Origin of the sequence: Zunongwangia sp. HRR-M8 (assembly GCF_027594405.1) — a bacterium.
GTDB lineage: Bacteria > Bacteroidota > Bacteroidia > Flavobacteriales > Flavobacteriaceae > Zunongwangia.
Window position 1 is genome coordinate 2216487 of the sequence record NZ_CP115161.1, and the last position, 22917, is coordinate 2239403.

Genomic DNA, 22917 nt, shown 5'->3' on the forward strand with positions numbered 1-22917 from the left:
AAAACAAATGAGCAAGACAGCATATATAGTAAAAGCATACAGAACCGCCGTGGGGAAAGCTCCTCGAGGTGTGTTCAGATTTAAAAGACCAGATGAACTGGCAGCGGAAACCATCGAATATATGATGGATAAACTTCCGGAATTTGACAAGAATCGTATCGACGATGTGATTGTAGGGAATGCAATGCCCGAAGCGGAGCAAGGTTTAAACGTAGGTCGGTTAATCTCGTTAATGGGATTAAAAACCGAAGACGTAGCCGGAATGACGGTAAACCGCTATTGCGCTTCTGGATTGGAGACCATCGCCATTGCTTCGGCAAAAATTCAAAGTGGAATGGCCGATTGTATTATCGCCGGTGGTGCCGAGAGTATGAGTTACATTCCAATGGGTGGTTACAAACCGGTTCCCGATTATAAACTCGCAAAAGAAGGTCACGAAGATTATTACTGGGGAATGGGCTTAACGGCGGAAGCGGTAGCCAATCAGTACAAAGTTTCTCGGGAAGATCAAGATGAATTTGCCTACAATTCGCATCAAAAAGCGATAAAAGCGCAAGCAGAAGATCGTTTTCAGGATCAGATTGTCCCAATTACAGTTGATCAGACCTATGTAGATGCTGATGGAAAAAAGAAAACTAAAAGCTATACCGTAACTAAAGATGAAGGTCCGCGTAAAGATACCTCTGAAGCGGTGTTGAACAAACTACGCCCTGTTTTTGCAGAAGGTGGAAGTGTCACCGCCGGAAACTCTTCACAAATGAGTGATGGTGCTGCTTTTGTAATGGTGATGAGCGAAGAAATGGTCAAAGAACTCAATCTTGAACCTATCGCCCGAATGGTAAGTTATACCGCTGTGGGTGTAGAGCCAAGAATTATGGGGGTTGGACCGGTTAAAGCGATTCCGAAAGCCATCAAACAAGCCGGATTAAAGCAAGATGATATTTCATTAATCGAATTGAATGAAGCCTTTGCCTCTCAGTCCTTAGCGGTAATCCGTGAATTAGGATTGAATCAAGATTTAGTAAATGTAAATGGTGGGGCCATTTCAATGGGACATCCCTTAGGTTGTACGGGAGCAAAACTATCGGTGCAAATCTTTGATGAAATGCGCAAACGCAACCTCAACAACAAATACGCTATGGTAACCATGTGTGTGGGAACCGGACAAGGTGCTGCGGGGGTTTATGAATTTTTGAATTAGAAAATAGAGAATAGAGTAGAGAATATAGATAATAGACTAGACATAAAATTAATGGCGAAAAGGCATAATTATAAGAATTTAAAAATCTGGAAATTAGGTTTAGAAATTGCCAATGATATTTCAGATGTATTATGCAATTTTCCCACTCACGAAAGATATGATTTAAGCTCACAGATGAGCCGCGCTTCAGTTTCTATACCAAGTAATTTAGCTGAAGGCTCTTCTCGCTCAGATAAATCATTCAGTCATTTTATTAATATATCTCTTGGTTCATCATTCGAGTTAGGAACACAATTATTAGTGGCAAAACATAGAAATTATATAGATCAAGAAACCTTAAACAAAATTGAACATAAAATTGAAGAATTTCAGAAAATGGCAATGAGCTTTCAAAACAATTTATAAGTCTCTTTTCTATTATCTCTTCTCTCTGTTCTTTTAATAATTTAAACTTAAAGAAAATGAGTAATACAACTGAACAAAAAGATATTCTTCGTGGTGGTCAATTCTTAGTAAAAGATACCAAATGCGAAGACGTTTTTACTCCGGAAGATTTTAACGAGGAGCAGAAAATGATGAAAGATTCTGTACAAGAATTTGTAGAACGTGAAATTATTCCACATCGAGAACGCTTCGAAAAGAAAGATTATAAACTCACCGAAGAGGTGATGCAAAAAGCCGGAGAACTTGGTTTTCTTGGTGTTGCTGTGCCGGAAGAATATGACGGACTCGGAATGGGATTTGTTTCTACCATGTTGGTTTGCGATTATATTTCTGGAGCAACCGGATCTATCGCTACTGCATTTGGAGCGCACACCGGAATTGGTACTATGCCGATCACGCTTTACGGTACCGAAGAGCAAAAGAAAAAATATGTGCCTAAGTTAGCGACCGGAGAATGGTTTGGTGCGTATTGTTTAACAGAACCGGGAGCGGGTAGTGATGCCAATTCAGGAAAAACCAAAGCCGTACTTTCTGAAGATGGAAAACATTACAGCATTAGCGGACAGAAAATGTGGATTTCTAACGCCGGTTTTGCGAATGTTTTTATTGTTTTTACACGAATTGAAGATGATAAAAACATCACCGGATTTATCGTAAAAAACGATAGTGACAACGGAATCTCCTTTGGAGAGGAAGAAAAGAAATTAGGGATTCACTCCTCCTCTACCCGTCAGGTTTTCTTTAACGAAACTAAAGTTCCGGTAGAAAATATGTTAGCGGGTCGCGGTGAAGGTTTTAAAATTGCTATGAATGCCTTAAACGTAGGTCGCGTTAAATTGGCAGCAGCGTGTTTAGATGCGCAACGTCGCGTAACGAACAATGCGATAAAATATGCCAATGAAAGAGTTCAGTTTAAAACGCCTATTGCACAATTTGGAGCGATTAAAATGAAGTTAGCAGAAATGGCAACTTCTGCTTACGTGGGAGAATCGGCTTCATATAGAGCGGCTAAAAATATCGAAGATCGAATTAACCTTCGTCTAGAAAGTGGTAATTCTCATTCTGAAGCCGAATTAAAAGGTGTTGAAGAATATGCCATAGAATGTTCAATTTTGAAAGTAGCCTGTTCCGAAGATATTCAAAATTGTTCAGACGAAGGAATTCAGGTATTTGGAGGAATGGGATTCTCTGCCGATACACCAATGGAAGCGGCTTGGAGAGATGCTCGTATTTCTAGAATCTATGAAGGCACCAACGAAATTAACCGAATGCTTAGTGTTGGTATGCTCGTAAAAAAAGCGATGAAAGGTCACGTAGATCTTTTAGGACCCGCACAAGCCGTTGGAGAAGAATTAATGGGAATTCCGTCGTTCGACAAACCGGATTATGCTGAATTATTTGCGGAAGAAAAAGAAATGATCAAAAAGCTGAAAAAAGTATTTTTAATGGTTGCCGGTAGCGCTGTTCAGAAATTTGGACCTCAGCTGGAAGAACATCAGCAATTGTTATTAGCAGCTTCAGATATTTTAATTGAAGTGTATATGGCGGAATCGGCTATTTTAAGAACCGAAAAGAACGCCAAACGTTCTGGTGAAGAAAGTCAGAAAGAACAAATAGCCATGGCTCAGCTTTACCTTTATAATGCCGTTGAAAAAATCAACGCAAAAGCTAAAGAAGGAATAATCTCTTTTGCTGAAGGTGACGAATTAAAAATGATGTTAATGGGATTGAAACGTTTCACGAAATACGACAACTTCCCGAACGTAGTCAAATTAAGAACTCAAATTGCCGATAAATTAATCGCAGAAAATAAGTATTGTTTTTAAGTTAAGTTGAGATTTTTAAATCGAAAAAGAGCTGCCAAAGGCAGCTCTTTTTATTTTAACAAAACGATAATAAAATCTATTATGAAATGAATGTAACTTGTCGGATATGTCAAGAAAACTTTCTATTTCGAAGATTTTTATAGTACTATTTTTATTGAATTATAACTTCGTCCAAGCCCAACAAAAAGCAACAGAAGATTCAGTAAAAGTAAAGAAGGATCCTACAACGCTACCAAGTAATGAAAAGACAGTTCCTGAAAATGGTAATTTTGGATCTAATGCAGTTAAAGAATATAACGAAGCCTATTATGTTTTAAATAGACTGAATAATATCACAGGACTTGCGCCTACAAAATTCAATTTGCAAACTCCGCAAGCTACGTTAGAACACTTTATTATTCAATGTCGAAATGAAAATTATGAAGATGCAGCCTACGCATTAAATTTAAATTTACTGCCAGATACTACTACAAAAGAGCAAGCAGCTACTTTAGCTGAAAAACTCTATTTTGTGATCAATCAGCGCGTAAATATTCGCTGGGACGATTTACCAGATAGACCCGATGGACAAATAGATGTTCAAACGACCACCAATCAAGCTGTAGCAGGAAAGCCGCGAAGAAGTATTGTATTTGGAGAAGTTGAATTGGATGGTAGAGATATCATAATGCGCGTTCAGAGAATAAAATATAAAGATTACGGCGCTTTTTGGCTAATTTCACAAAATACGGTAGAAAACATCGATGCAATTTACGCAGAGTTTGGCCCCAGAAAATTAGATCGAATATTCCCAGATTGGGCTAGAATTAAATTGTGGAGTATTCCTATTTGGAAGTTTGTTAGCACTCTCATAATTGCTTTTTTATGCTATTTTTTAGGAAGAATAACTGCGTATGGCATAAGAAAACTACTTTCTAAATCAAAAAAAACCTGGATTCAGGATATCGCCACAAAACTAGCAGCACCGGCAGGCTTAGCGGTAGGCGTCCTTACATTCTACTTATTATTAAATCACCTAATTTCGTTTGCAGGCACATTCGCCAGCAGTATTTATGCTCTGCTGTTAGTCATAGTTATAAGTTCCATTACATGGTTCTTCATGAGAATTATCGACTACTTTATGCTCAATGCCGCCGAGAAAAAAATAGGCGACACCAGCTTGGAAGAAAATACGGATGCTCGCAGAATGTTAACTTATATCTCGGTTGCCAGAAGGGTAGCAACTTTTGTAGTAATAATTGTTGGAGCATCAATAGTACTTTCTCAATTTAGATCTTTAGAAAAATTAGGCATTTCGCTATTAGCTTCTGCCGGAGTTGCCACCGTAATTTTAGGTATTGCGGCGCAAAGTACTTTAGGAAATATCATTGCGGGAATACAAATTGCAATTACGAAACCGGCAAGGATTGGAGATACCGTAATTATAGAAGATAACTGGGGATACGTAGAAGATATCAGATTTACTTACATGATTGTTAGAACATGGGATTGGAGACGCATAGTTGTTCCTTTAAAATATGTAATTTCTAATACTTTTGAAAACTGGTCTATTACTGCCGCCAATCAAATTAGACCAATTACGTTATACGCAGATTATCGAATCGATGTAGGAAAAGTAAGAAAAAAGTTTAAAGAACTTTTAGAAGCTTCTGATGATTGGGACGAGGAAAAACCGCCCGTTGTACAAGTATCAGAAGTAACTGAAAATGCTATAAAAATAAGATGCCTTTGTAGTGCGAAAGATGCATTTACAACATGGGATCTGCATTGTAGCTTAAGAGAAGATTTAGTTCGGTTTATAGCAGACCTCGAAGATGGTGAACATCTGGCAACATCTCGAGTAAGAATTCAGGAATTTCCCCACAAAAATAAGTAAACTTAAATAAATCACCCCACATGATTATAACACTTATTGTTGAAGATAACGCTCTAACCCGCAATAGCTTGAAATATATAATTTACGGTATTGTTGGATTGATGCTTAGTTTCTACTTAGCATCATACCTTATAAAAAAAATCGGAAAAGATCCGCGTAATATTCTGCCGGTTAATTTTGCGCGTAGAATACGCATACCTCTTTTGCTTTTTCTATTGGCTATATTGTTATGGATTGGTAATATCTCAGATTTCTCAAATTCCGAAGAATATGAATACGTTGCCAGGCATGTCATAATCGCACTATTAACTATTTCTATTACCTGGTTTTTGATTGTTTGTTTAAAGGTTTTTAAAGAACGGATGCTTCGTAAGTATGATGTTTCTTCTTCAGATAACTTAAAAGCTAGAAAAGTTTATACTCAATTTACTATCCTTGAAAATATTATTATTTTCATTTTAGTGATATTAGCCATTGGTATTACGCTTATGAGTTTTGAAAGTATTCGGTCGGTCGGAGTTAGTTTATTAACCTCTGCAGGAATCGCCGGTATTATTGTAGGTTTAGCCGCACAAAAGGCAATTGCTACGCTATTAGCCGGAATACAAATAGCCATTACACAGCCAATTAGACTTCAAGATGCGGTTATCGTTGAAGGAGAATGGGGTTGGATCGAAGAAATTACGCTTACTTATGTGGTCGTAAAAGTTTGGGATAAACGAAGATTGGTGGTTCCTTCTACATATTTTATTGAAAACACATTTCAGAATTGGACGAGAAAATCCGCTGATTTAATGGGGACGGTTTTTATATATACCGATTATGATGTTTCATTTGATGCGATTCGAGAAGAACAAACAAGATTATTGGAAGGCACTCATTTATGGGACGGAAAGGTAAATGTGCTTCAGGTTACCGATGCTACTGAAAAATCCGTAGAAATTAGAATTTTAGTGAGTGCTAAAGACTCGCCCACTGCCTGGGATCTTAGAGTTTATATTCGGGAAAAAATCATCGATTTTATCCGCAAAAATTATCCACATAGTTTACCAAAAACAAGAGTGGTGCTCCCTCAGCAAGATCAGAATCCTACTGAAACAACACCACCTTCAATTTGATTATTTTATTTATTTCAACTATTAAAAACCGCTAAATGCATTTTCTTCAGAAATATGACCTTTACTGAAGTTTGCTGCTGTTTCAATTAGCGCTAAATGTGAATAAGCCTGCGGGAAATTCCCTAGAAGTCTTTTTGTTTCAAAATCAATATCCTCACTAAATAATCCTAAGTGATTACTATAAGAAAGCAACTGCTCAAATATAGCTTTAGCTTTTTGCTCTTCTCCAATTTTAAAAAGACTATTGATAAGCCAAAAAGTGCAAATGGTAAATGACGATGATGGTAAACCAAAATCATCTTTATTCTTATAACGATACATTAAACCATCATTACACAATTCTTTTTCTGTGGCTTGTACTGTACTTATAAACCTAGGATCTTTAGCATCTATAAATCCATAAGATTCCATTAATAAAGTACTAGCATCTAAATCTGATGATCCATAAAACTGCGTGTAAGCTTGTTTCTCTTCGTTCCAACCTTTGTTATAGATATCATCGTAAATTTCAGCTCTAAGTGCTTTCCAATGTGTATCGTTAATCCCCATTCTTAAGACTTCACCAATTTTAATAGCTCGATCTATCGCGACCCAACAAAGAAGTTTGGAAAATACAAAATGACGATCCTCAGTCCTTAATTCCCAAATTCCTTTATCAGGTTTTTGCCAGTTTTCCTCAACAATCATTACAATACCACGAACCACAGTCCATAATTCCTCACTATTTTCTAATGAAGTTTCAAATTGTAGAAATTGTTGATAGATTACTTCCATCAAAATTCCGTAGATATCATTTTGTTTTTGGATATATGCAGCATTACCAGTTCTAACAGGGCTAGAACCTTTGTAACCGTCTAAGTGATCCAAAATATGTTCGGTAAGTTCTTTTTGTCCATCAATACCATACATAATTTGGATTTTTTCATCCTTGTCTGGTATAATATCTATAATAAATTGTAAAAAGTCTTTTGCAGATTTTACATGACCTAGACCGGCCATTACCTTAATTACCATCGAAGCATCTCTAATCCAGCAAAAACGGTAATCCCAGTTTCGCTCTTCTCCTATTGTTTCAGGTAAAGAGGTGGTTGCTGCTGCTAAAACGGCACCAGATTTTTTATAGCTAAGGAGTTTCAACACTAAAGCACTACGCATAATCTCGTTACTGTAATGAGAATACCTGGTGGTTTTCTCACTCCAGTTCATCCAGTAAGTTTTTGTTCTCTGGAATTTAAGATACGAACGATCTAAGGATTGCGTGATCAATTTTTCATGGTATCCTATTAAACAATAGGCGTTACCGGTAAGTGTAATTTCGCGTTGCTGTAAAATATCTTCCAGATCAAGGCTAGAATAAAAGAATAACGAATCATACTTGCCCTCGGTAGTATAACTCTTAATATAATTTCCTTTATTTTCGTTGTACGTTTCTTCTCTGGCAAAATCCAATCTTGGATTATAAATGACTTTAAATTTTGGTTTACCTTTAAGTAATCTCAAAAATCTAATAATATCTGGTGGAGAATAATAAGAACCATCGTCCCTTGGATATCTCGGCATAAAATCTATTAATTGGAAAGCATCTTCTCCATTATCAAAAACGGTAGATAATATATTTGTTTCCCAAAGGTATTCTTGCGAAATATTGTAATCATCACTAACTTTAAACTCAAAACTACCTCCTTTATTCTCGTCGAGAATTTTGGCAAAAACAGCAGCAGCATCAAATGCCGGCAAACAGCACCAATCTAAAGATCCAGTTTTGGATATTAGCGCACAACTCTTACAATTTCCGATTATTCCGTAATCTAAATTGTCCATATATCTTAAATTTCTTTTAAAAGAATGGTATTCTAAAATGAATTCCCGAAATTTAGTAAAATTCAAATTGGCAACAACAGTCTTAGCATATAATTATGAGTAAAACTATTATTATTTCTAACCGTCTACCCCTAAAAATTTCTTTAAAAGACGATGATCTTGAAGTCACGCCGAGCGTCGGTGGACTTGCAACTGGATTAAAATCTTTTCACCGTGATGGTGATAGTATTTGGATTGGTTGGAGTGGTTTAACTGAAGAAGAAATTCCAGATCATTTAGTAGACGACGTTAAAGAAAAAGCAAAGGCTGAAGCATGTGTTGCGGTAAACCTAAGTGAAGAAGAAGTGGATGGTTTTTACTACGGTTTTAGTAACCGTACCATTTGGCCTCTATTTCACTATTTTATGGAATTTACTGAAGCAGAGCACTCGTCCTGGGAAATTTATAAGCAGGTAAATATCAAATATGCCAAAGAAGTCCTTAAATATTACGAGGAAGGTGATCGGGTTTGGGTTCACGACTATCAATTATTACTTGTCCCTAAACTTATAAGAGATGAACAACCAGAAGCCGTAATTGGCTTCTTTAATCATATCCCCTTTCCTTCTTACGAAGTTTTTAGAACCTTACCTTGGCGTGAATCGGTTTTAGAAGGAATGCTTGGTGCAGATTTAATTGGATTTCATACCTACGATTACGAACGACACTTTTTAAGTTCAGTTACAAGGATTTTACGCCATCAGGTTGATTTTAATGAAGTAACATTGCCAGAGAGAATTGTAAAGGTAGATTCTTTTCCCATGGGAATTGATTATAAAAAATTCGAGGATGCTGCACTTAACCACTTCCGAGGAACCGAGGACGAACAATCAGAATTGCAGCGAAGATTAGATCTACATTTAGAAGCTACTCCAGATGCCAAACTAATATTAAGTATCGACAGGCTAGATTATACTAAAGGTATTGCCAACCGAATTAGAGCATTCGAATATTTTCTGGATAAATATCCAGAATTTATAGAAAAAGTACGTCTTGTAATGCTTGCCGTACCTTCCAGATCTAATGTTCCGCAGTATCAAAGACTGAAGCGTGAAATAGATGAATTAGTTGGTAGAATAAATGGTAAATTTTCCACCGTAAGCTGGACGCCAATATGGTATTTCTATCGTTCTATGCCATTCGATAATCTTATTGATCTTTATACATCTTGCGATATTGCACTACTCACTCCTATTAGAGATGGGATGAATTTGGTCGCAAAAGAATACATTGCTACCAGAACAGATCATACCGGCGTTCTTATTTTAAGTGAAATGGCAGGTGCTGCGCACGAAATGAACGAAGCACTAATCATTAACCCAAATAATTTTGAGCAAATAGCTATCACCCTAAAACAAGCTATTGAAATGCCCAAAGAAGAACAAATTGAAAGAAATAAAACGCTTCAGAAAAGATTAAAAAGATACAATGTTGAAAAATGGGCTAAAGATTTTATGAGTGCTTTAGAACATACTGAAGATAATCGCAAATCTTTTGAGTCTATACGTATAACTCCCAAAATTGCCGATCAATTAGTGGAAGATTATAAAACTTCAGAAAAAAGAATATTATTTTTAGATTATGACGGGACATTAGTCGATTTTAAAGATAAACCTGAAGAAGCGCGTCCCGATAAAGAACTAATTGATTTAGTGACCCAGCTAAACGCTCAGGAAAAAACCGATGTAGTAATAATTAGTGGTAGAGATAAAGAAACACTTGGGGATTGGTGGCAAGGAACATCTATTGAACTTATCTCTGAGCATGGTGCATGGATGCGTCAAAAAAATTGCGAATGGGAATTATCTGAAAATGTAAAAAACGAGTGGATGGACGCCGTAAGACCGGTTATAGAAAGTTTTGTTGATCGTACTCCCGGAACATTTTTAGAAGAAAAAAACTATTCCTTAGCTTGGCATTATAGAAAAGCAGATCCAGACCTTGGTGATCTTAGAGCAAATGAGCTTTCTAATACATTAAAAGGATTAGTTTCTAATCGAGGATTAAGTGTATTGGCAGGGAACAAAGTTTTAGAAATTAAAAGCAGTGGGGTAAATAAAGGTAAAGCTTCTTCCAAAAAATTGGTGGGTGATAATTACGATTTCATTTTTGCAATAGGAGACGATTGGACAGATGAATACATGTTCGAAGAATTACCAAGAAAATCGTACACCGTAAAAGTGGGTATCAAAAAGACAAGTGCCAATTATTACGTAAACGATACAAAAAGAGTTAGAGAGATTTTGAGATCCTTTTTAGACTAATTTGTTAAAATTATTGAGAAATAATGAGAAAGTTTATATCAAGATTAACTCGTTAAGTGAGGCTATCAGTCTGTTTATAAGTAATTTTACATCTCAATTAATTACGAACCAATAAAAACGAAACTATGAGATCAGGAGGAAAAATTTTAATAGGATTATTATCTGGAGCTGCAGCAGGAATTGCAGCAGGTTTATTATTTGCTCCTAAAAAGGGTAAGGATACAAGAAAATCAATTGCTACAACAAGTGACAATTATTATAAAGGAGCCAAGGGTAAAGTAACAGACTTTTCAGATGCTGTTAATCACAAAATAGATGCTCTTAAGGCTAGAACAAAAGCTAACCTTACCAATTCTAAATCTGAAGAAAAGATAAATGAAGCAAAAGCTGAAATCCACGAGATGAAAGCAAGCTAAATCTTAAATAAATATGTTTTACTAAGCCTCGAATCTTTCGAGGCTTTTTTATGTTTTAAAATGAATGATGGATATAGAAAATCTTCAAACAGCTCGCTATTCCTTTTAGCGATGTTATATCATAATTTGTATTCACTATTAGCTTTTTAATTCAGTTAAAACAGTAAATGCATTTGTTTGTAAAAGCAAAGTTTGATTAAATTACAGATTTAAAATAATCTAATCTTATGATGAAACAATTACCAGTTACTTCTCTCCTACTAATTATCTTTTTTTCTTTAGGATCTTTATATTCTCAAAATACAGATCCTAAAATATATGATATCATCGATAAAATTTCAGCAGATAGTATAGAAGCTGATATAAGAAAATTAGTGGATTTTGGTACCAGAAATACTTTTAGTGATACCGTTTCTGATAAACGTGGGATTGGTGCTGCACGTCGATGGATAAAATCTGAATTCGATAATATAGCTTCAGATTGTAATTGTATGGATGTTTTCTATCAGAAAGACTTCGTTAAAAAAGAAGATGGCAGCAGAATCCCAAAAGATGCCTGGGTTGTAAATGTTGTTGCTATTCAGAAGGGAAAAAAATATCCTAATCGCTATATTATTATGAGTGGTGATATCGATTCTCGTGCGAGTAATACAATGGATTTTAAAATTGATGCACCTGGAGCTAATGATAACGCGAGTGGTATGGCCGGTACCATGGAAGCTGCACGTGTTTTATCTCAGTATGAATTCGAGAATAGTATTGTTTACGTGGGTCTTAGCGGTGAAGAACAGGGACTTTTTGGCGGTAAAGGTTTAGCCCAATACGCTAAAAAGAACAACTGGGATATCATTGGTATTTTAAATAACGATATGATAGGGAATATCGAAGGGGTAGATGGCGTGATTAGTAATCGTGATTTTAGAATTTTTTCTGAACCCGTTCCGCCTACAGAAACTGAGAAAGAACGTAATATGCGCAGATTTTACGGAGGCGAAGTTGATGGAATTTCAAGACAATTAGCAAGATATATCCACAAAACCACCAAAACCTATATGCCAGAAATGAATCCTATGATGATTTATAGACTCGATAGGTTTGGGCGTGGAGGGCATCATCGACCTTTTAACGATCTTGGTTTTGCCGGAGTACGAATTATGGAAGCCCATGAAAATTATAATCGCCAACATCAAGATATAAGAACTGAAAATGGAATTGAATATGGTGATGTAATTGAAGGTGTTAATTTTGATTACGCAAAAAAGCTTACTGCCGTTAATGCCATAAATCTTGCAAGCCTCGCGTGGGCTCCGCCTGCTCCAGCAAAAGTAGAGATTGGCGGAATAGTTGAGGCCGATACTAAGCTGAGATGGGAAGCCGTAGAAGGTAATATTTCAGGGTATAAAATTTATTGGAGAGAAACTACAGCTCCACAGTGGCAACATTCTAGATTTGTAAGTAAAAATGTAACTAATTTCACCTTAGATGGTGTAGTAATCGATAACTTTTTCTTCGGAGTTTCTGCTGTTAGTGAAAACGGACACGAAAGCGTAATCGTATTTCCTTCAGGTACATTTAGATAAAAATTACTATAATTAGTAGTAGCAAAAGGTTCTATAGATAGAACCTTTTTTTATGTTCAAATCTCAAAATTAAATGCGTATTTCTCATTTTTTTGTCTTTTATTGGCAGTAAAGAAATACATACTTTTTAAAGCGCAAATCATCGCTACTACAAGCCTTGCATTTAGAAAATTATCTATATCAAAAGAAAAAATCAAAAATTGGATAAGCTTAACATTTACATATTTAGTTAATTAACAATAGTTTACTTTTTACTTAAGTATAATTGGCACTTTTCAACTCTACCTTAGTTTCTAATTAACCAATAAATCGAAACCAATGGCAGAGATAAAAATTGAAAAGAAGAAAAAAATTTGGCCCTGGATTATCATTATCATCATTGTAGCTGTATTAGCATTTCTATATTTCTACGGAAGTACTTCCGATGATGATGTTGAAAACAATACCGAAATGGAGGAAATTGGACAAATCCATACTTCAAGAAAAGCCTCAGATAGCTTAATTTTTGAAGTTTAATTCTATTATTTAATTATCCTAAACTTGTATGTTATGAAAACAAAAGAGAAGCATTTATATTATCTAAACGAGCTTGGAAATTATAAAATATCAAGCAAAGATCCAGACATCCGAAATTGGGAAGTTAAGGATCGTGATTACATGAGCATAGGTAAAGTAGACAATCTTATCGTGAATAAAGAATTGGATAGGGTTGTGTATGTAGATGTAGAAGTTAACCAATCTATTATCGATAAAAACCACGATCCATACTCACCAGATAATAATTCAGGATTTAAAGAATTTATTAATAAAGAAGGTGAAAACCATATCATCATTCCAATTGGATTAATTGATATTAACGTAGATGAAAAATTTATTCATACCGATTCTTTAGATCATAAGATATTTTCTGAAACCAAAAGATATCGCACAGGCGATCCTATCTCTAGAGATTACGAAAAAAATATAATTTCATCATACAATAGAAATTATACGCCTAATGAAATACAAGGCAAAAAAGCAAAATTGACTGATGATGAATATGTAGTAGATGAATATAGTGCAAGAAAAAGTGCTCATAAACCCAGCAGTACAGAAAAACGCATTGCTGAAGAAAAAGCAAATCTTCATTATAAATCTGAGACGCTTCATGATCGTGAAAGAACAGAAAGCCGGGAAGAAAAAATGGAGAGAGAAAGAGCCCAATTAAGAGCAACCTCTTCAGAAAATAACTATTCAAAAGAGACAAAATCGATTCACGATACTCCAACTTCTAAAGAAGGTATTCGGCCAGAAAAAACTTACGACGACGATACCAACTGGAACCGTGAGAAACATTTTCTATCTGAAGATGAAATAGAATCTAGAGAAAGAAAAAGATTAAGAGCTGAAGACGATTTTTACAATCGTAGCGAATTTAAAAGAAGAGATCAATAATCTTAAGCATTTTAAAAAACTCCCGGAAAAACCGGGAGTTTTGGGACTATCTCAAAAACTGTGTAAGTAGAAAATATCGGGGTTTGCAAACCCCGATATTTTTTTAATCTTGCCTGTAATTTCAGGCCTCTAATATTTACACAGTAATGAAAAAAGAAGATTTATTTGACGATGATTTTTTAAAGCAGTTCAAATCCGGAGAAGAACTCAGTAATTTCCTAAAACAACTCCAAAAGCGTGGTCTGGAAAAAATGCTGGAAGGTGAGCTTGATGGTCACCTTGATTACGAGAAAAACCAGCGATCTAAAGAAGGTAATACCCGCAACGGCTATTCCCAGAAGAAGGTTCGCAGTTCCTATGGAGAAGATTCTATAAAGGTTCCAAGAGACAGGGACGGATCCTTTAATCCCATGATTGTTCCAAAGCGGCAGAATATGGTTGATGGAATCGAGAATGTAATTGTCTCTCTTTATGCCAAAGGAATGAGCAATAGTGATATCGAAGAACAGATCTCTGAAGTCTATGGTTTTGATGTTTCTACTTCCACCATATCCCGAATAACTGACCGGATTAGCAATGATATTGTCGCCTGGCAGAACCGCCCTTTAGAGCCGGTTTATCTTATTGTCTGGATGGATGGGATTGTGTTTAAGGTACGAGAGAACTCCAAGGTAGTCAACAAAACGATTTATATCGCAGTAGGTCTTAGGAGGGATGGAAAGAAAGAGGTTCTTGGCCTATGGCTGGGTAAGAATGAATCTGCGGCTTTTTGGATGAGCGTACTTACTGATATGAAAGCCCGTGGTGTGGAGGATATTCTGATCACCGCTACAGATAACCTGAATGGATTTACCGATACCATTAGAAACGTATTCCCGGAATCCAGAACGCAAATATGTGTAGTCCACCAGATCAGGAATGCTTGCAGGTATGTGGTCTGGAAAGATAAAAAAGCCTTTACAAAGGATATGAAGCTCATCTATGATGCTCCGACCAAACAGGCCGCAGAAGCTGCCCTAGAGGATTTTGCACGCAATTGGAATGACAAGTATTCCTATGCTATTAAAAGCTGGAGAGACAACTGGGAAGATCTTACAGTTTTCTATGAATTCCCACTCGAGATCAGGCGTATCATTTACACCACCAACCTGATTGAAAATTTAAACGGTAAGATCAGGAAGTACACCAAGAATAAATTATCCTTCCCAACAGATGATGCTGTTATGAAATCAGTATATTTGGCATTAAGGGAAGCCACAAAAAAGTGGACTATGCCGGTTAGAAACTGGGGAATTATCCTCAATCAGTTCTTAACTATATATGAAGAAAGGGTTCGACTTTAAGTAATAAAGCCAAACCCCCTTATTTAAAACTTACACACTTTACGGGATAGTGTCGGAGTTTTTTTAATCTATCAAAGAAAGCTGAATTCTTTTTCGCTCTAAATCCACCTCTAAAACAGTAACCTCAACTTCTTGATTTAAGCGAACAATCTGCGTAACATCGCTCACGTAAGTATTTGATAATTTCGAGATGTGCACAAGTCCGCTTTGCTTCAATCCAATATCTACAAAACATCCAAAATTAGTTATATTATTTACCAATCCCGCTAATTTCATTCCGGGCTTTAAATCGCTAATTTCCCGGATATTTTCATCAAAAGAAAACGCACTAATCTTATCTCTGGGATCTACGCCCGGTTTCTCCAATTCAGCAAGAATATCTTTTAGAGTTGGTAATCCAATATTATCGGTAATATACTGCTCCAACTTGATTTCCTGAAGTTTCTTTTTGTTGCCTATCAATGCTGAAATTTCTACAGAGAGATCCTTTGCCATTTTATTTACAATAAAGTAACTTTCTGGGTGTACAGCAGAATTATCTAATGGATTTTTAGGATTTTTGATTCTTAGAAAGCCAGCCGATTGCTCAAAAGCCTTGGCGCCTAATCTTGGTACTTTCATTAAATCTTTTCTAGACTCAAAAGCGCCATTTTCGGTTCTTGTTTTTATAATATTATCAGCAAGCGATGGTCCTAATCCACTTACATAAGAAAGCAGTTCTTTACTCGCCGTGTTTAAATTTATACCTATTTTGTTTACCGTACTCATTACGGCGGTATCCAAACGTTGCTTCAGTAAATTTTGATCTACTTCGTGTTGGTACTGCCCTACTCCAATAGATTTTGGATCTATTTTAACCAATTCTGCTAGAGGATCACTAAGTCTTCTTCCAATAGAAACCGCTCCTCGAACCGTGATGTCATAATTAGGAAATTCATCTCGAGCCACTTTTGATGCCGAATATACCGAAGCTCCAGCTTCGTTTACTACATAAATCGCAATTTCACGATCAAACGAAAGAGATTTTACAAACTTTTCGGTTTCTCGGCTCGCCGTACCATTACCAATAGAAATTGCTTCAATTTTATACTTTTTAACTAGTGATTCAATTTTCTTCGCAGCAACATTTTGCTCTCTTTGTGGAGGATGCGGATAAATATTCTCGTTATGTTCTAGCTTTCCGTTTTCATCTAGGCAAACAACTTTACAACCCGATTTAAATCCGGGATCGATCGCCAAAATTCGTTTTTCTCCCAACGGTGGTGCTAAAAGCAACTGCTCTAGATTTAGCGAAAAGACTTTTATAGCTTCTTCATCTGCTTTTAACTTTGTTTCATTTAAAAATTCAGTGAAGAAAGAAGGTTTTAGGAGTCTGGAAAATGCATCTGTCGCGGCTTCTTCAATTAGATCGGCAGATTCAGAATTTCTATTTTTAATAAGCGATTCGGTAATTATCCGCAAAGCTTCCGATTTTTCGACCTCAATTTTAAGTTTTAAAATTCCTTCTTTATCACCCCGAAAAATGGCCAAAAATCGATGCGACGGAATTCTTCTAAGAGATTCACTCCAATCAAAGTACTGCTGAAATTTTTGCGCATCATCCTCCCCAGCTTTTGCCTTCACTACCTTAGAAGATATTTCAGCCTTTCTGGAATATAATTGTCTAATTCGCTTTCTTACAAATTGATTTTCGTTAATCCATTCAGCAATAATATGTTTCGCACCTTCTAGTGCTTCCGCTTCAGAATTCACTTTATTTTTAACGAATTTGGAGGCTGCCGAGAAAATATCTGGCGAATTTTGCGCCATAATCATTTTGGCCAATGGCTCCAAACCGTTCTCCCTGGCAGTATCGGCTTTGGTTTTTCGCTTTTTCTTAAACGGAAGGTATAAATCTTCTAAAATTGTAAGATTTTCAGCATTTTCTATTTTTGATTTCAGTTGATCTGTAAGTGATCCCTGCCCTTCAATTGTTTCTAAAATAGATTGCTTGCGTTTCTCTAAATTCTGAAAATATAAAAGTTCTTCTGAAATTTGCTGAATTTGGGTTTCATCCAAATTGCCTGTTTGTTCCTTGCGGTAGCGAGCAATAAAAGGCACTGTAGCATCTTCCTGAAGTAATTGTACTGTATTTTGAATGCTCTTAGCCGGCAGGCCGAGCTTTTTTATAATAAACTGTTGTAAACTCACATTAGAAAATTTAGCGGAATGCGAAGATAGTATTCCGCTTATAAAAAGTAAGTTTCAAATTAGGCAATTTAAGCTTAGATAATATTAATTTTTTCTGAATGTGCAATTGCCGTATTACTATCTTTAAAATAACAGGTTGCGACATCCAGACTTTCGATATTTTTTAATGTAGCCGTAACTTCTTTATTCTTCTTTTTTTCGGTTTGTCTTATGTAAATAGATCGCACATTTGTGGGATATGTTTTACAGATTCGTTCGTAAATATGAACATCCTGCTGCGAATCGTCTCCTAATAAAACATATTCTAAATTTGGATAAAAAGAGATAATATCCTTTACTTTCTGAAATTTATGATCGTGACTTCCCCTACCTGTTTTAACAAAATCTGAAATTCCTGTTTTTATTTTCTTCAACTTAATAACCGCTTTTGGTAGTTCGTGCATGTCGGCAAATTCAGCAATAAAATCATACAAATTCCACTCGCTACTCGAAACATAAAAAAAAGAATTCGATGCCTCTTCACTGTCCTGCCCTGCTTTACTTAAAGATTTATAATGATCTACCACATCCTCAAAAATCTTTCTTCGGTTTACATTTTTAGATAACATCACATAAAGCTTTTTAAAGAAGCTATTGCTATGAGAGATTAAAAAAGTATCATCGATATCTGATATGATTCCCAATTTACTCTCGTAAGGCTTTAATAATTCACCTTTTTCGATAATACCAAAATGATCCTCCATTTTTGCAATCACCTCGTACTCGTGCCAACCACTTTGCAAATTTTCTTCGTAAGGAACTGTGAATCTAAAATAACCATCCTCCATAGTTTTGGTTTTCCATTCTTTTCCTTTAAAACACAGATGAAGTTCGTAATTAGATAAGGGCTTTATTCTAAATTTATGAATAATGGCAGAGGTATGTTTTATTCCCTTTCTATCTAAGCGATATTTATCGGGAGCCCAGCTTTTAAAAAGGTGGCCAAAAACCACCAGTTCTTTGTCGTTAGCGTATCCACGGTAAAGTTTTAAGTCAAGTTTCAAAATATTTAATTTTTTATAAAGAGTAGGCCTGCTCCAAATTAGTTAATTTTGAATATAACTATAAAGAAAATGGGAGACTTTAGGAATATTTTAATGGTTGTAAATCCGATTTCGGGCGGCGAAGAAAAAGACGATCTAATCGCTGATGTTCAAAAAGAAGTGCAAAATAAGAATTGGAAATTTCATCTTTTTAAAACTGAAGGAGAAAACGATATTGAAAAAATCCAACAAGAAATAAAGAAAGTTGAACCAGAACGAATGCTCGTAGTTGGTGGTGACGGCACCATTAATATGGTTGCTGAAGCTTTATTACATCAAGAACTACCTATAGCTATTTTCCCTGCGGGATCTGCAAATGGACTTGCATTAAATCTAGACATCCCAAAAGATAGAAAAGAACAAATAAAGATTGCTTTAGGAGATAACTTTACAAATTTAGATGTACTGCAAATTAACAGTCAACTTTGTTTGCACCTAAGCGATATTGGCCTTAATGCCGAATTAATTGAAAATTACGAAACGGCGGCTATTCGTGGCAAATTTGGTTATTTAATGCAAACTATTCCTACGCTAATAAGAAGTAAATATCCTTATGAATATGAAGTTGAAATTGACGGGAGTACCTACCATCATAAAGGAATAATGCTAGCCATAGCTAATTGCAAAAAATATGGTACAGGCGCTAAAATTAATCCTGAAGGCATGCACGATGACGGGAAATTTGAAATTTTAATTTTCAAAAATCTTGATATTGCTGAAATTTTAGGAACACTTCGGGAAGATGTGAAATTTAACACCGATTTTGCAGAGATCATTTCTACAAGCCAGGCAAAAATTAAATGCAAAAAACCTATAGCCTTCCAAATTGATGGAGAATTTATCGAAAATACGCAGAATATAGAGGTAAATATTGCTTCAAAAAGCTTAAAAATCGCCGTGAAATAGAAAATTAATAAAAAATATTATTTTTGTTATTAAAAATTCTATTTAAGCGTTTTAAATACATTTATTTCTCAATAAAATCCGCTAAAAGCCCATAAATACTACGATTTTCGAATAAGTGTTAAATCAACACGATTATCATATTCATATTTTAAAAAGTATTTTTACAACTTTTAATTAAAGAATTGATCCTAAAACTAAATAATCTTTATTTTTTGATTAATATTTTACTAAATTTATATCTGGAAATTATAAGGTTTAGTTAATCAAATTGTAAAATTATTTTTATGAAAAAAGGATTACTCAGGTTAAGTCTGTTCCTATTTGTAGCGCTTTGTTTTTCATTTGCAAAAGCGCAAACGATTTCGGGAACGGTAACAGATGGTTCTCTGCCAATTCCAGGAGTAAACATTCTGGTAAAAGGTACCTCCAATGGAACCACGACAGATTTTGACGGAAACTATAGCCTAAAGGATGTTGCAGAAAATGCAACATTGGTTTTTAGTTTTGTTGGATACACACAGAAAGAAGTTGCTGTTAATGGAAGATCAACAATTAATGTAACTTTATCTGAAGATGCAGCTGCACTAAGCGAAGTTGTTGTAATTGGTTATGGCTCTACCACCGTTAAAGACGCAACTGGCGCTGTAGCAACCGTTTCTGCAGAGGATTTTAACCAGGGGGTTATTTCTTCTCCCGAAGAGTTAATTCAAGGGAAAACTGCAGGCTTACAAATTACCACCACTAGTGGTGAACCCGGCGGCGGAGTAAACATAAGGATTCGTGGTACATCATCAGTAAGAGGTGGCAACAATCCATTATTTGTTGTAGATGGTGTGCCATTAGCAGGGAACGATGTTTCTTCTGGTGGTGAAGATGTAGGTTTTGGATCAAGTTCAGCAAAAAATCCGCTTAATTTTTTAAATCCTTCAGATATTGAAAGTATGAGCGTTTTAAAAGATGCTTCTGCTACCGCCATTTACGGTTCTCGTGGTGCGAACGGAGTGGTAATTATTACTACCAAAACTGGTAGAGGAACTGAGTCTAGACTGGATTATGGTACGACCTTAAGTTTAGCCTCTCCCGCCAATACGTATGATTTATTGGATAGAGATGAGTATTTAGAAGCTGTATCTGAATTAGGTGGAGATCTTGCTATCTTAGACCAAGGCGCAAATACCGATTTTCAAGACGAAATTACCAGAACGGCTTTTTCTCAGATTCATAATTTGTCGTATTCCGACTCATATAATAGTGGTAATTATCGCGCTTCTTTAAGTTATGCAGATCAAGAAGGTATTGTAGAAAATTCTGCTCTAGAGCGTCTTTCTGGAAGATTCAATATTACTCAGCGTTTGTTTGACGATAAATTAAAATTGAATTTACAGTCTACTCTATCAAGAGTAAACGATACCAGAGCACCAATTTCTAATAACGCAGGATTTCAAGGAGATTTATTAGGCGCAGCTTATCAGGCTAATCCCACTTTCCCAGCAGATCCAGATTTTCAGCCTCAGGGAAGCATTATAAATCCTTTATCACTTTTAAAATACTTTTCAGATGAATCGGAAACCGATAGAGTGCTTCTAAATTTCTCTGCCGATTATGAAGTTATTGAAGGCTTAAATGCTAAAATAAACTTTGGATATGATACTTCTGAGTCGAACAGAGAAGCAGCAATATCTGGCGGTTTAACCGGGATTCAATCTGGCGTACCAGATAATGGTAGAGGCGCGCTAAATCAAGTTGAAGCTACAAACCGTTTGATGGAATTTACTTTGAATTACGAAAAGATGTTTGAGAACTCGAAGTTTGAAGCTTTGGCTGGATACTCTTTCCAAGATTTTGAAAGAAAAGGTTATAATGTAAGTGGTTTTGGTTTCCAGAGTGAAGATTTAGGAGAAATGACCAGTAGTTTAAATGATGCAAATAACATCTTAAGAAATAATATATCTGGTTCTTACCAACAATATGGATACGATCCTAACGGTTTTTTTGTAACCAGATTGTTCCCAAACATTGCAACGGAAGATTTGACATCTCCTTCAGGAATTGGGCCAACTTCTGTAGCTTACGATAGTTTTAATATTACAGATGAACTACAGTCTTATTTTGCTAGAGTAAATTTTGAGCTGGCAGGAAAATATTTATTTACAGCTACGGTAAGAGCTGATGGTTCTACCAGATTTGGAGGTAACAATAAATATGGTGTTTTCCCATCTGGAGCTTTCGCATGGCAATTAGCAGAAGAAGACTTCATTCCTGAAGCCTTTTCTACTCTTAAGCTTAGATTAGGTTATGGTATCACCGGAAATCAAGAAATTCCTTATAATCAATATACTGTTAGAGAACGATATGCCGATTTTGGTATTCAGGATAATGGAAATATTAATCGCCCAGGTGTTACGCAAGTATCCTTTGCCAATCCAGATTTGCAATGGGAAGAAACAAGCCAGACCAACCTTGGTTTAGATTTTGGCTTTATGCAGGATAGATTAAGTGGATCTTTAGACTTTTATTATAAAAATACAACAGATCTACTTATTCAGGTATTCTCTGCGCAGCCTTCACCTCAACCATTCGTTTATCAAAATTTAGATGCACATGTAATTAATAAAGGTGTTGAATTTGCTATTGATTATAACATAATAAATAACGAAGACTGGTATTGGAACTTCGGGTTTAATATAGCCTACAATGACAACATGGTTGAAGATTATGCAGGACAAAACAGAACAGGAGAAATTAATGGACAGGGGCTTACCGGTGCATTTGCTCAATTACTCGCTGGTGGACAACCTTTATTCTCCTACTACTTAAGAGAATTTGGTGGTTTTGATGAGAATGGGCAAAGTATTTATCCTAATGGTGATGTTCAAACTTTTATAGGAAAAAGTGCACTTCCAACAACTAATGTTGGTATTTCAACAAGAGTAGAATATAAAAATTGGGATCTTTCCCTATTTATGGCAGGACAGTACGGTCACTATATCTATAATAATACTGAAAACGCATTTTTCACAAAAGGAGCCTTAAATAATGGTCGTAATGTGACACGCAATGTAGTTGATAATGGTGAATCTGCTTCAAACGCTCCAGATGTTTCTACAAGATTCTTGGAAAAAGGAGATTTTCTAAGAATGCAAAATGCCACTTTAGGGTATAACTTCGATCTTAACGAAGATAGCATGTTCAAGACTTTAAGATTATACTTAAACGGACAGAATCTATTTGTAATCACAGATTATTCTGGTTTAGATCCTGAGGTTGATACTAACAAAGCATTGAACGGAATTCCATCTGCCGGTATCGATTATACTGCTTATCCTAAGCCAAGAACATTCACTTTTGGGTTGAACGTATCATTTTAAAAAATTATT

At 35.7% G+C, this 22917-nt stretch carries 16 protein-coding genes; 13 read left to right on the plus strand and 3 right to left on the minus strand.

Going from position 1 to position 22917, the window contains the following annotated elements; translation table 11 throughout:
• Nucleotides 1-7: 7 nt before the first annotated feature.
• The 5 genes from PBT89_RS09610 to PBT89_RS09630 all read left to right on the plus strand — a co-directional run bounded on the left by PBT89_RS09610 (nt 8) and on the right by PBT89_RS09630 (nt 6465).
• Nucleotides 8-1201 carry an acetyl-CoA C-acyltransferase gene (locus tag PBT89_RS09610; protein ID WP_270061707.1) on the plus strand — a complete coding sequence of 398 codons (1194 nt, stop codon included), beginning with the start codon at nt 8-10 and terminating at the stop codon, nt 1199-1201.
• A gap of 51 nt (nt 1202-1252) precedes the next feature.
• On the plus strand, nt 1253-1606 hold the full coding sequence (locus PBT89_RS09615; protein WP_270061708.1) for a four helix bundle protein: 354 nt from the start codon (nt 1253-1255) through the stop codon (nt 1604-1606).
• A gap of 56 nt (nt 1607-1662) precedes the next feature.
• Complete coding sequence (locus PBT89_RS09620) at nt 1663-3471, plus strand: acyl-CoA dehydrogenase family protein (protein WP_270061709.1); 1809 nt, start codon at nt 1663-1665, stop codon at nt 3469-3471.
• A gap of 106 nt (nt 3472-3577) precedes the next feature.
• Complete coding sequence (locus tag PBT89_RS09625; RefSeq protein WP_270061710.1) at nt 3578-5347, plus strand: mechanosensitive ion channel family protein; 1770 nt, start codon at nt 3578-3580, stop codon at nt 5345-5347.
• 20 nt (nt 5348-5367) lie between these two features.
• Nucleotides 5368-6465: a mechanosensitive ion channel family protein gene (locus tag PBT89_RS09630; protein WP_270061711.1), complete on the plus strand. Its 1098-nt coding sequence runs from the start codon at nt 5368-5370 to the stop codon at nt 6463-6465.
• 21 nt (nt 6466-6486) lie between these two features.
• Here PBT89_RS09630 and PBT89_RS09635 read toward each other — a convergent pair whose 3' ends face one another.
• Nucleotides 6487-8286 (minus strand): glycoside hydrolase family 15 protein, encoded by a 1800-nt coding sequence (locus PBT89_RS09635; RefSeq protein WP_270061712.1) that lies wholly within the window; start codon nt 8284-8286, stop codon nt 6487-6489.
• A gap of 95 nt (nt 8287-8381) precedes the next feature.
• On the opposite strand from PBT89_RS09635, the gene PBT89_RS09640 reads away from it, so the two are divergent.
• The 6 genes from PBT89_RS09640 to PBT89_RS09665 all read left to right on the plus strand — a co-directional run bounded on the left by PBT89_RS09640 (nt 8382) and on the right by PBT89_RS09665 (nt 15362).
• Nucleotides 8382-10589 (plus strand): bifunctional alpha,alpha-trehalose-phosphate synthase (UDP-forming)/trehalose-phosphatase, encoded by a 2208-nt coding sequence (locus PBT89_RS09640; RefSeq protein WP_270061183.1) that lies wholly within the window; start codon nt 8382-8384, stop codon nt 10587-10589.
• 125 nt (nt 10590-10714) lie between these two features.
• Complete coding sequence (locus PBT89_RS09645; protein WP_270061182.1) at nt 10715-11005, plus strand: YtxH domain-containing protein; 291 nt, start codon at nt 10715-10717, stop codon at nt 11003-11005.
• A gap of 227 nt (nt 11006-11232) precedes the next feature.
• Nucleotides 11233-12585 (plus strand): M28 family metallopeptidase, encoded by a 1353-nt coding sequence (locus tag PBT89_RS09650; RefSeq protein ID WP_270061713.1) that lies wholly within the window; start codon nt 11233-11235, stop codon nt 12583-12585.
• A gap of 318 nt (nt 12586-12903) precedes the next feature.
• Entirely contained in the window at nt 12904-13101 is a 198-nt protein-coding gene (locus PBT89_RS09655) for a hypothetical protein (protein ID WP_270061714.1), read from the plus strand.
• A gap of 33 nt (nt 13102-13134) precedes the next feature.
• Nucleotides 13135-14019, plus strand: a complete 885-nt coding sequence (locus PBT89_RS09660) for a hypothetical protein (protein WP_270061715.1) — start codon at nt 13135-13137, stop codon at nt 14017-14019.
• A 146-nt stretch (nt 14020-14165) separates the two neighbouring features.
• The gene (locus tag PBT89_RS09665; protein WP_270061650.1) at nt 14166-15362 is read left to right on the plus strand and encodes an IS256 family transposase; all 1197 of its coding nucleotides are present in this window, start codon (nt 14166-14168) and stop codon (nt 15360-15362) included.
• A gap of 63 nt (nt 15363-15425) precedes the next feature.
• Here the strand turns inward: PBT89_RS09665 and PBT89_RS09670 are convergent, their stop codons facing one another.
• Both PBT89_RS09670 and PBT89_RS09675 read right to left on the minus strand, forming a co-directional pair.
• Nucleotides 15426-17552, minus strand: coding sequence for a Tex family protein (locus tag PBT89_RS09670; protein WP_270061716.1), 2127 nt, complete (start codon nt 17550-17552; stop codon nt 15426-15428).
• A gap of 74 nt (nt 17553-17626) precedes the next feature.
• Nucleotides 17627-18595: an App1 family protein gene (locus tag PBT89_RS09675; protein WP_270061178.1), complete on the minus strand. Its 969-nt coding sequence runs from the start codon at nt 18593-18595 to the stop codon at nt 17627-17629.
• Nucleotides 18596-18643: 48 nt separating this feature from the next.
• Between PBT89_RS09675 and PBT89_RS09680 the strand changes: the two genes are divergently transcribed.
• Together PBT89_RS09680 and PBT89_RS09685 are read left to right on the plus strand one after the other, a co-directional pair.
• The gene (locus tag PBT89_RS09680) at nt 18644-19540 is read left to right on the plus strand and encodes a diacylglycerol/lipid kinase family protein (RefSeq protein WP_270061717.1); all 897 of its coding nucleotides are present in this window, start codon (nt 18644-18646) and stop codon (nt 19538-19540) included.
• Nucleotides 19541-19824: 284 nt separating this feature from the next.
• On the plus strand, nt 19825-22908 hold the full coding sequence (locus tag PBT89_RS09685; protein ID WP_270061718.1) for a SusC/RagA family TonB-linked outer membrane protein: 3084 nt from the start codon (nt 19825-19827) through the stop codon (nt 22906-22908).
• Nucleotides 22909-22917 lie beyond the last annotated feature (9 nt).

Coding starts and splice junctions, on each gene's coding strand:
- PBT89_RS09655 (WP_270061714.1), top strand. CDS start 12,904: ATGGCAGAGATAAAAATTGAAAAGAAGAAAAAAATTTGGCCCTGGATT.
- PBT89_RS09660 (WP_270061715.1), top strand. CDS start 13,135: ATGAAAACAAAAGAGAAGCATTTATATTATCTAAACGAGCTTGGAAAT.
- PBT89_RS09610 (WP_270061707.1), top strand. CDS start 8: ATGAGCAAGACAGCATATATAGTAAAAGCATACAGAACCGCCGTGGGG.
- PBT89_RS09615 (WP_270061708.1), top strand. CDS start 1,253: ATGGCGAAAAGGCATAATTATAAGAATTTAAAAATCTGGAAATTAGGT.
- PBT89_RS09635 (WP_270061712.1), bottom strand. CDS start 8,286: ATGGACAATTTAGATTACGGAATAATCGGAAATTGTAAGAGTTGTGCG.
- PBT89_RS09650 (WP_270061713.1), top strand. CDS start 11,233: ATGATGAAACAATTACCAGTTACTTCTCTCCTACTAATTATCTTTTTT.
- PBT89_RS09645 (WP_270061182.1), top strand. CDS start 10,715: ATGAGATCAGGAGGAAAAATTTTAATAGGATTATTATCTGGAGCTGCA.
- PBT89_RS09620 (WP_270061709.1), top strand. CDS start 1,663: ATGAGTAATACAACTGAACAAAAAGATATTCTTCGTGGTGGTCAATTC.
- PBT89_RS09625 (WP_270061710.1), top strand. CDS start 3,578: ATGTCAAGAAAACTTTCTATTTCGAAGATTTTTATAGTACTATTTTTA.
- PBT89_RS09665 (WP_270061650.1), top strand. CDS start 14,166: ATGAAAAAAGAAGATTTATTTGACGATGATTTTTTAAAGCAGTTCAAA.
- PBT89_RS09640 (WP_270061183.1), top strand. CDS start 8,382: ATGAGTAAAACTATTATTATTTCTAACCGTCTACCCCTAAAAATTTCT.
- PBT89_RS09630 (WP_270061711.1), top strand. CDS start 5,368: ATGATTATAACACTTATTGTTGAAGATAACGCTCTAACCCGCAATAGC.
- PBT89_RS09685 (WP_270061718.1), top strand. CDS start 19,825: ATGAAAAAAGGATTACTCAGGTTAAGTCTGTTCCTATTTGTAGCGCTT.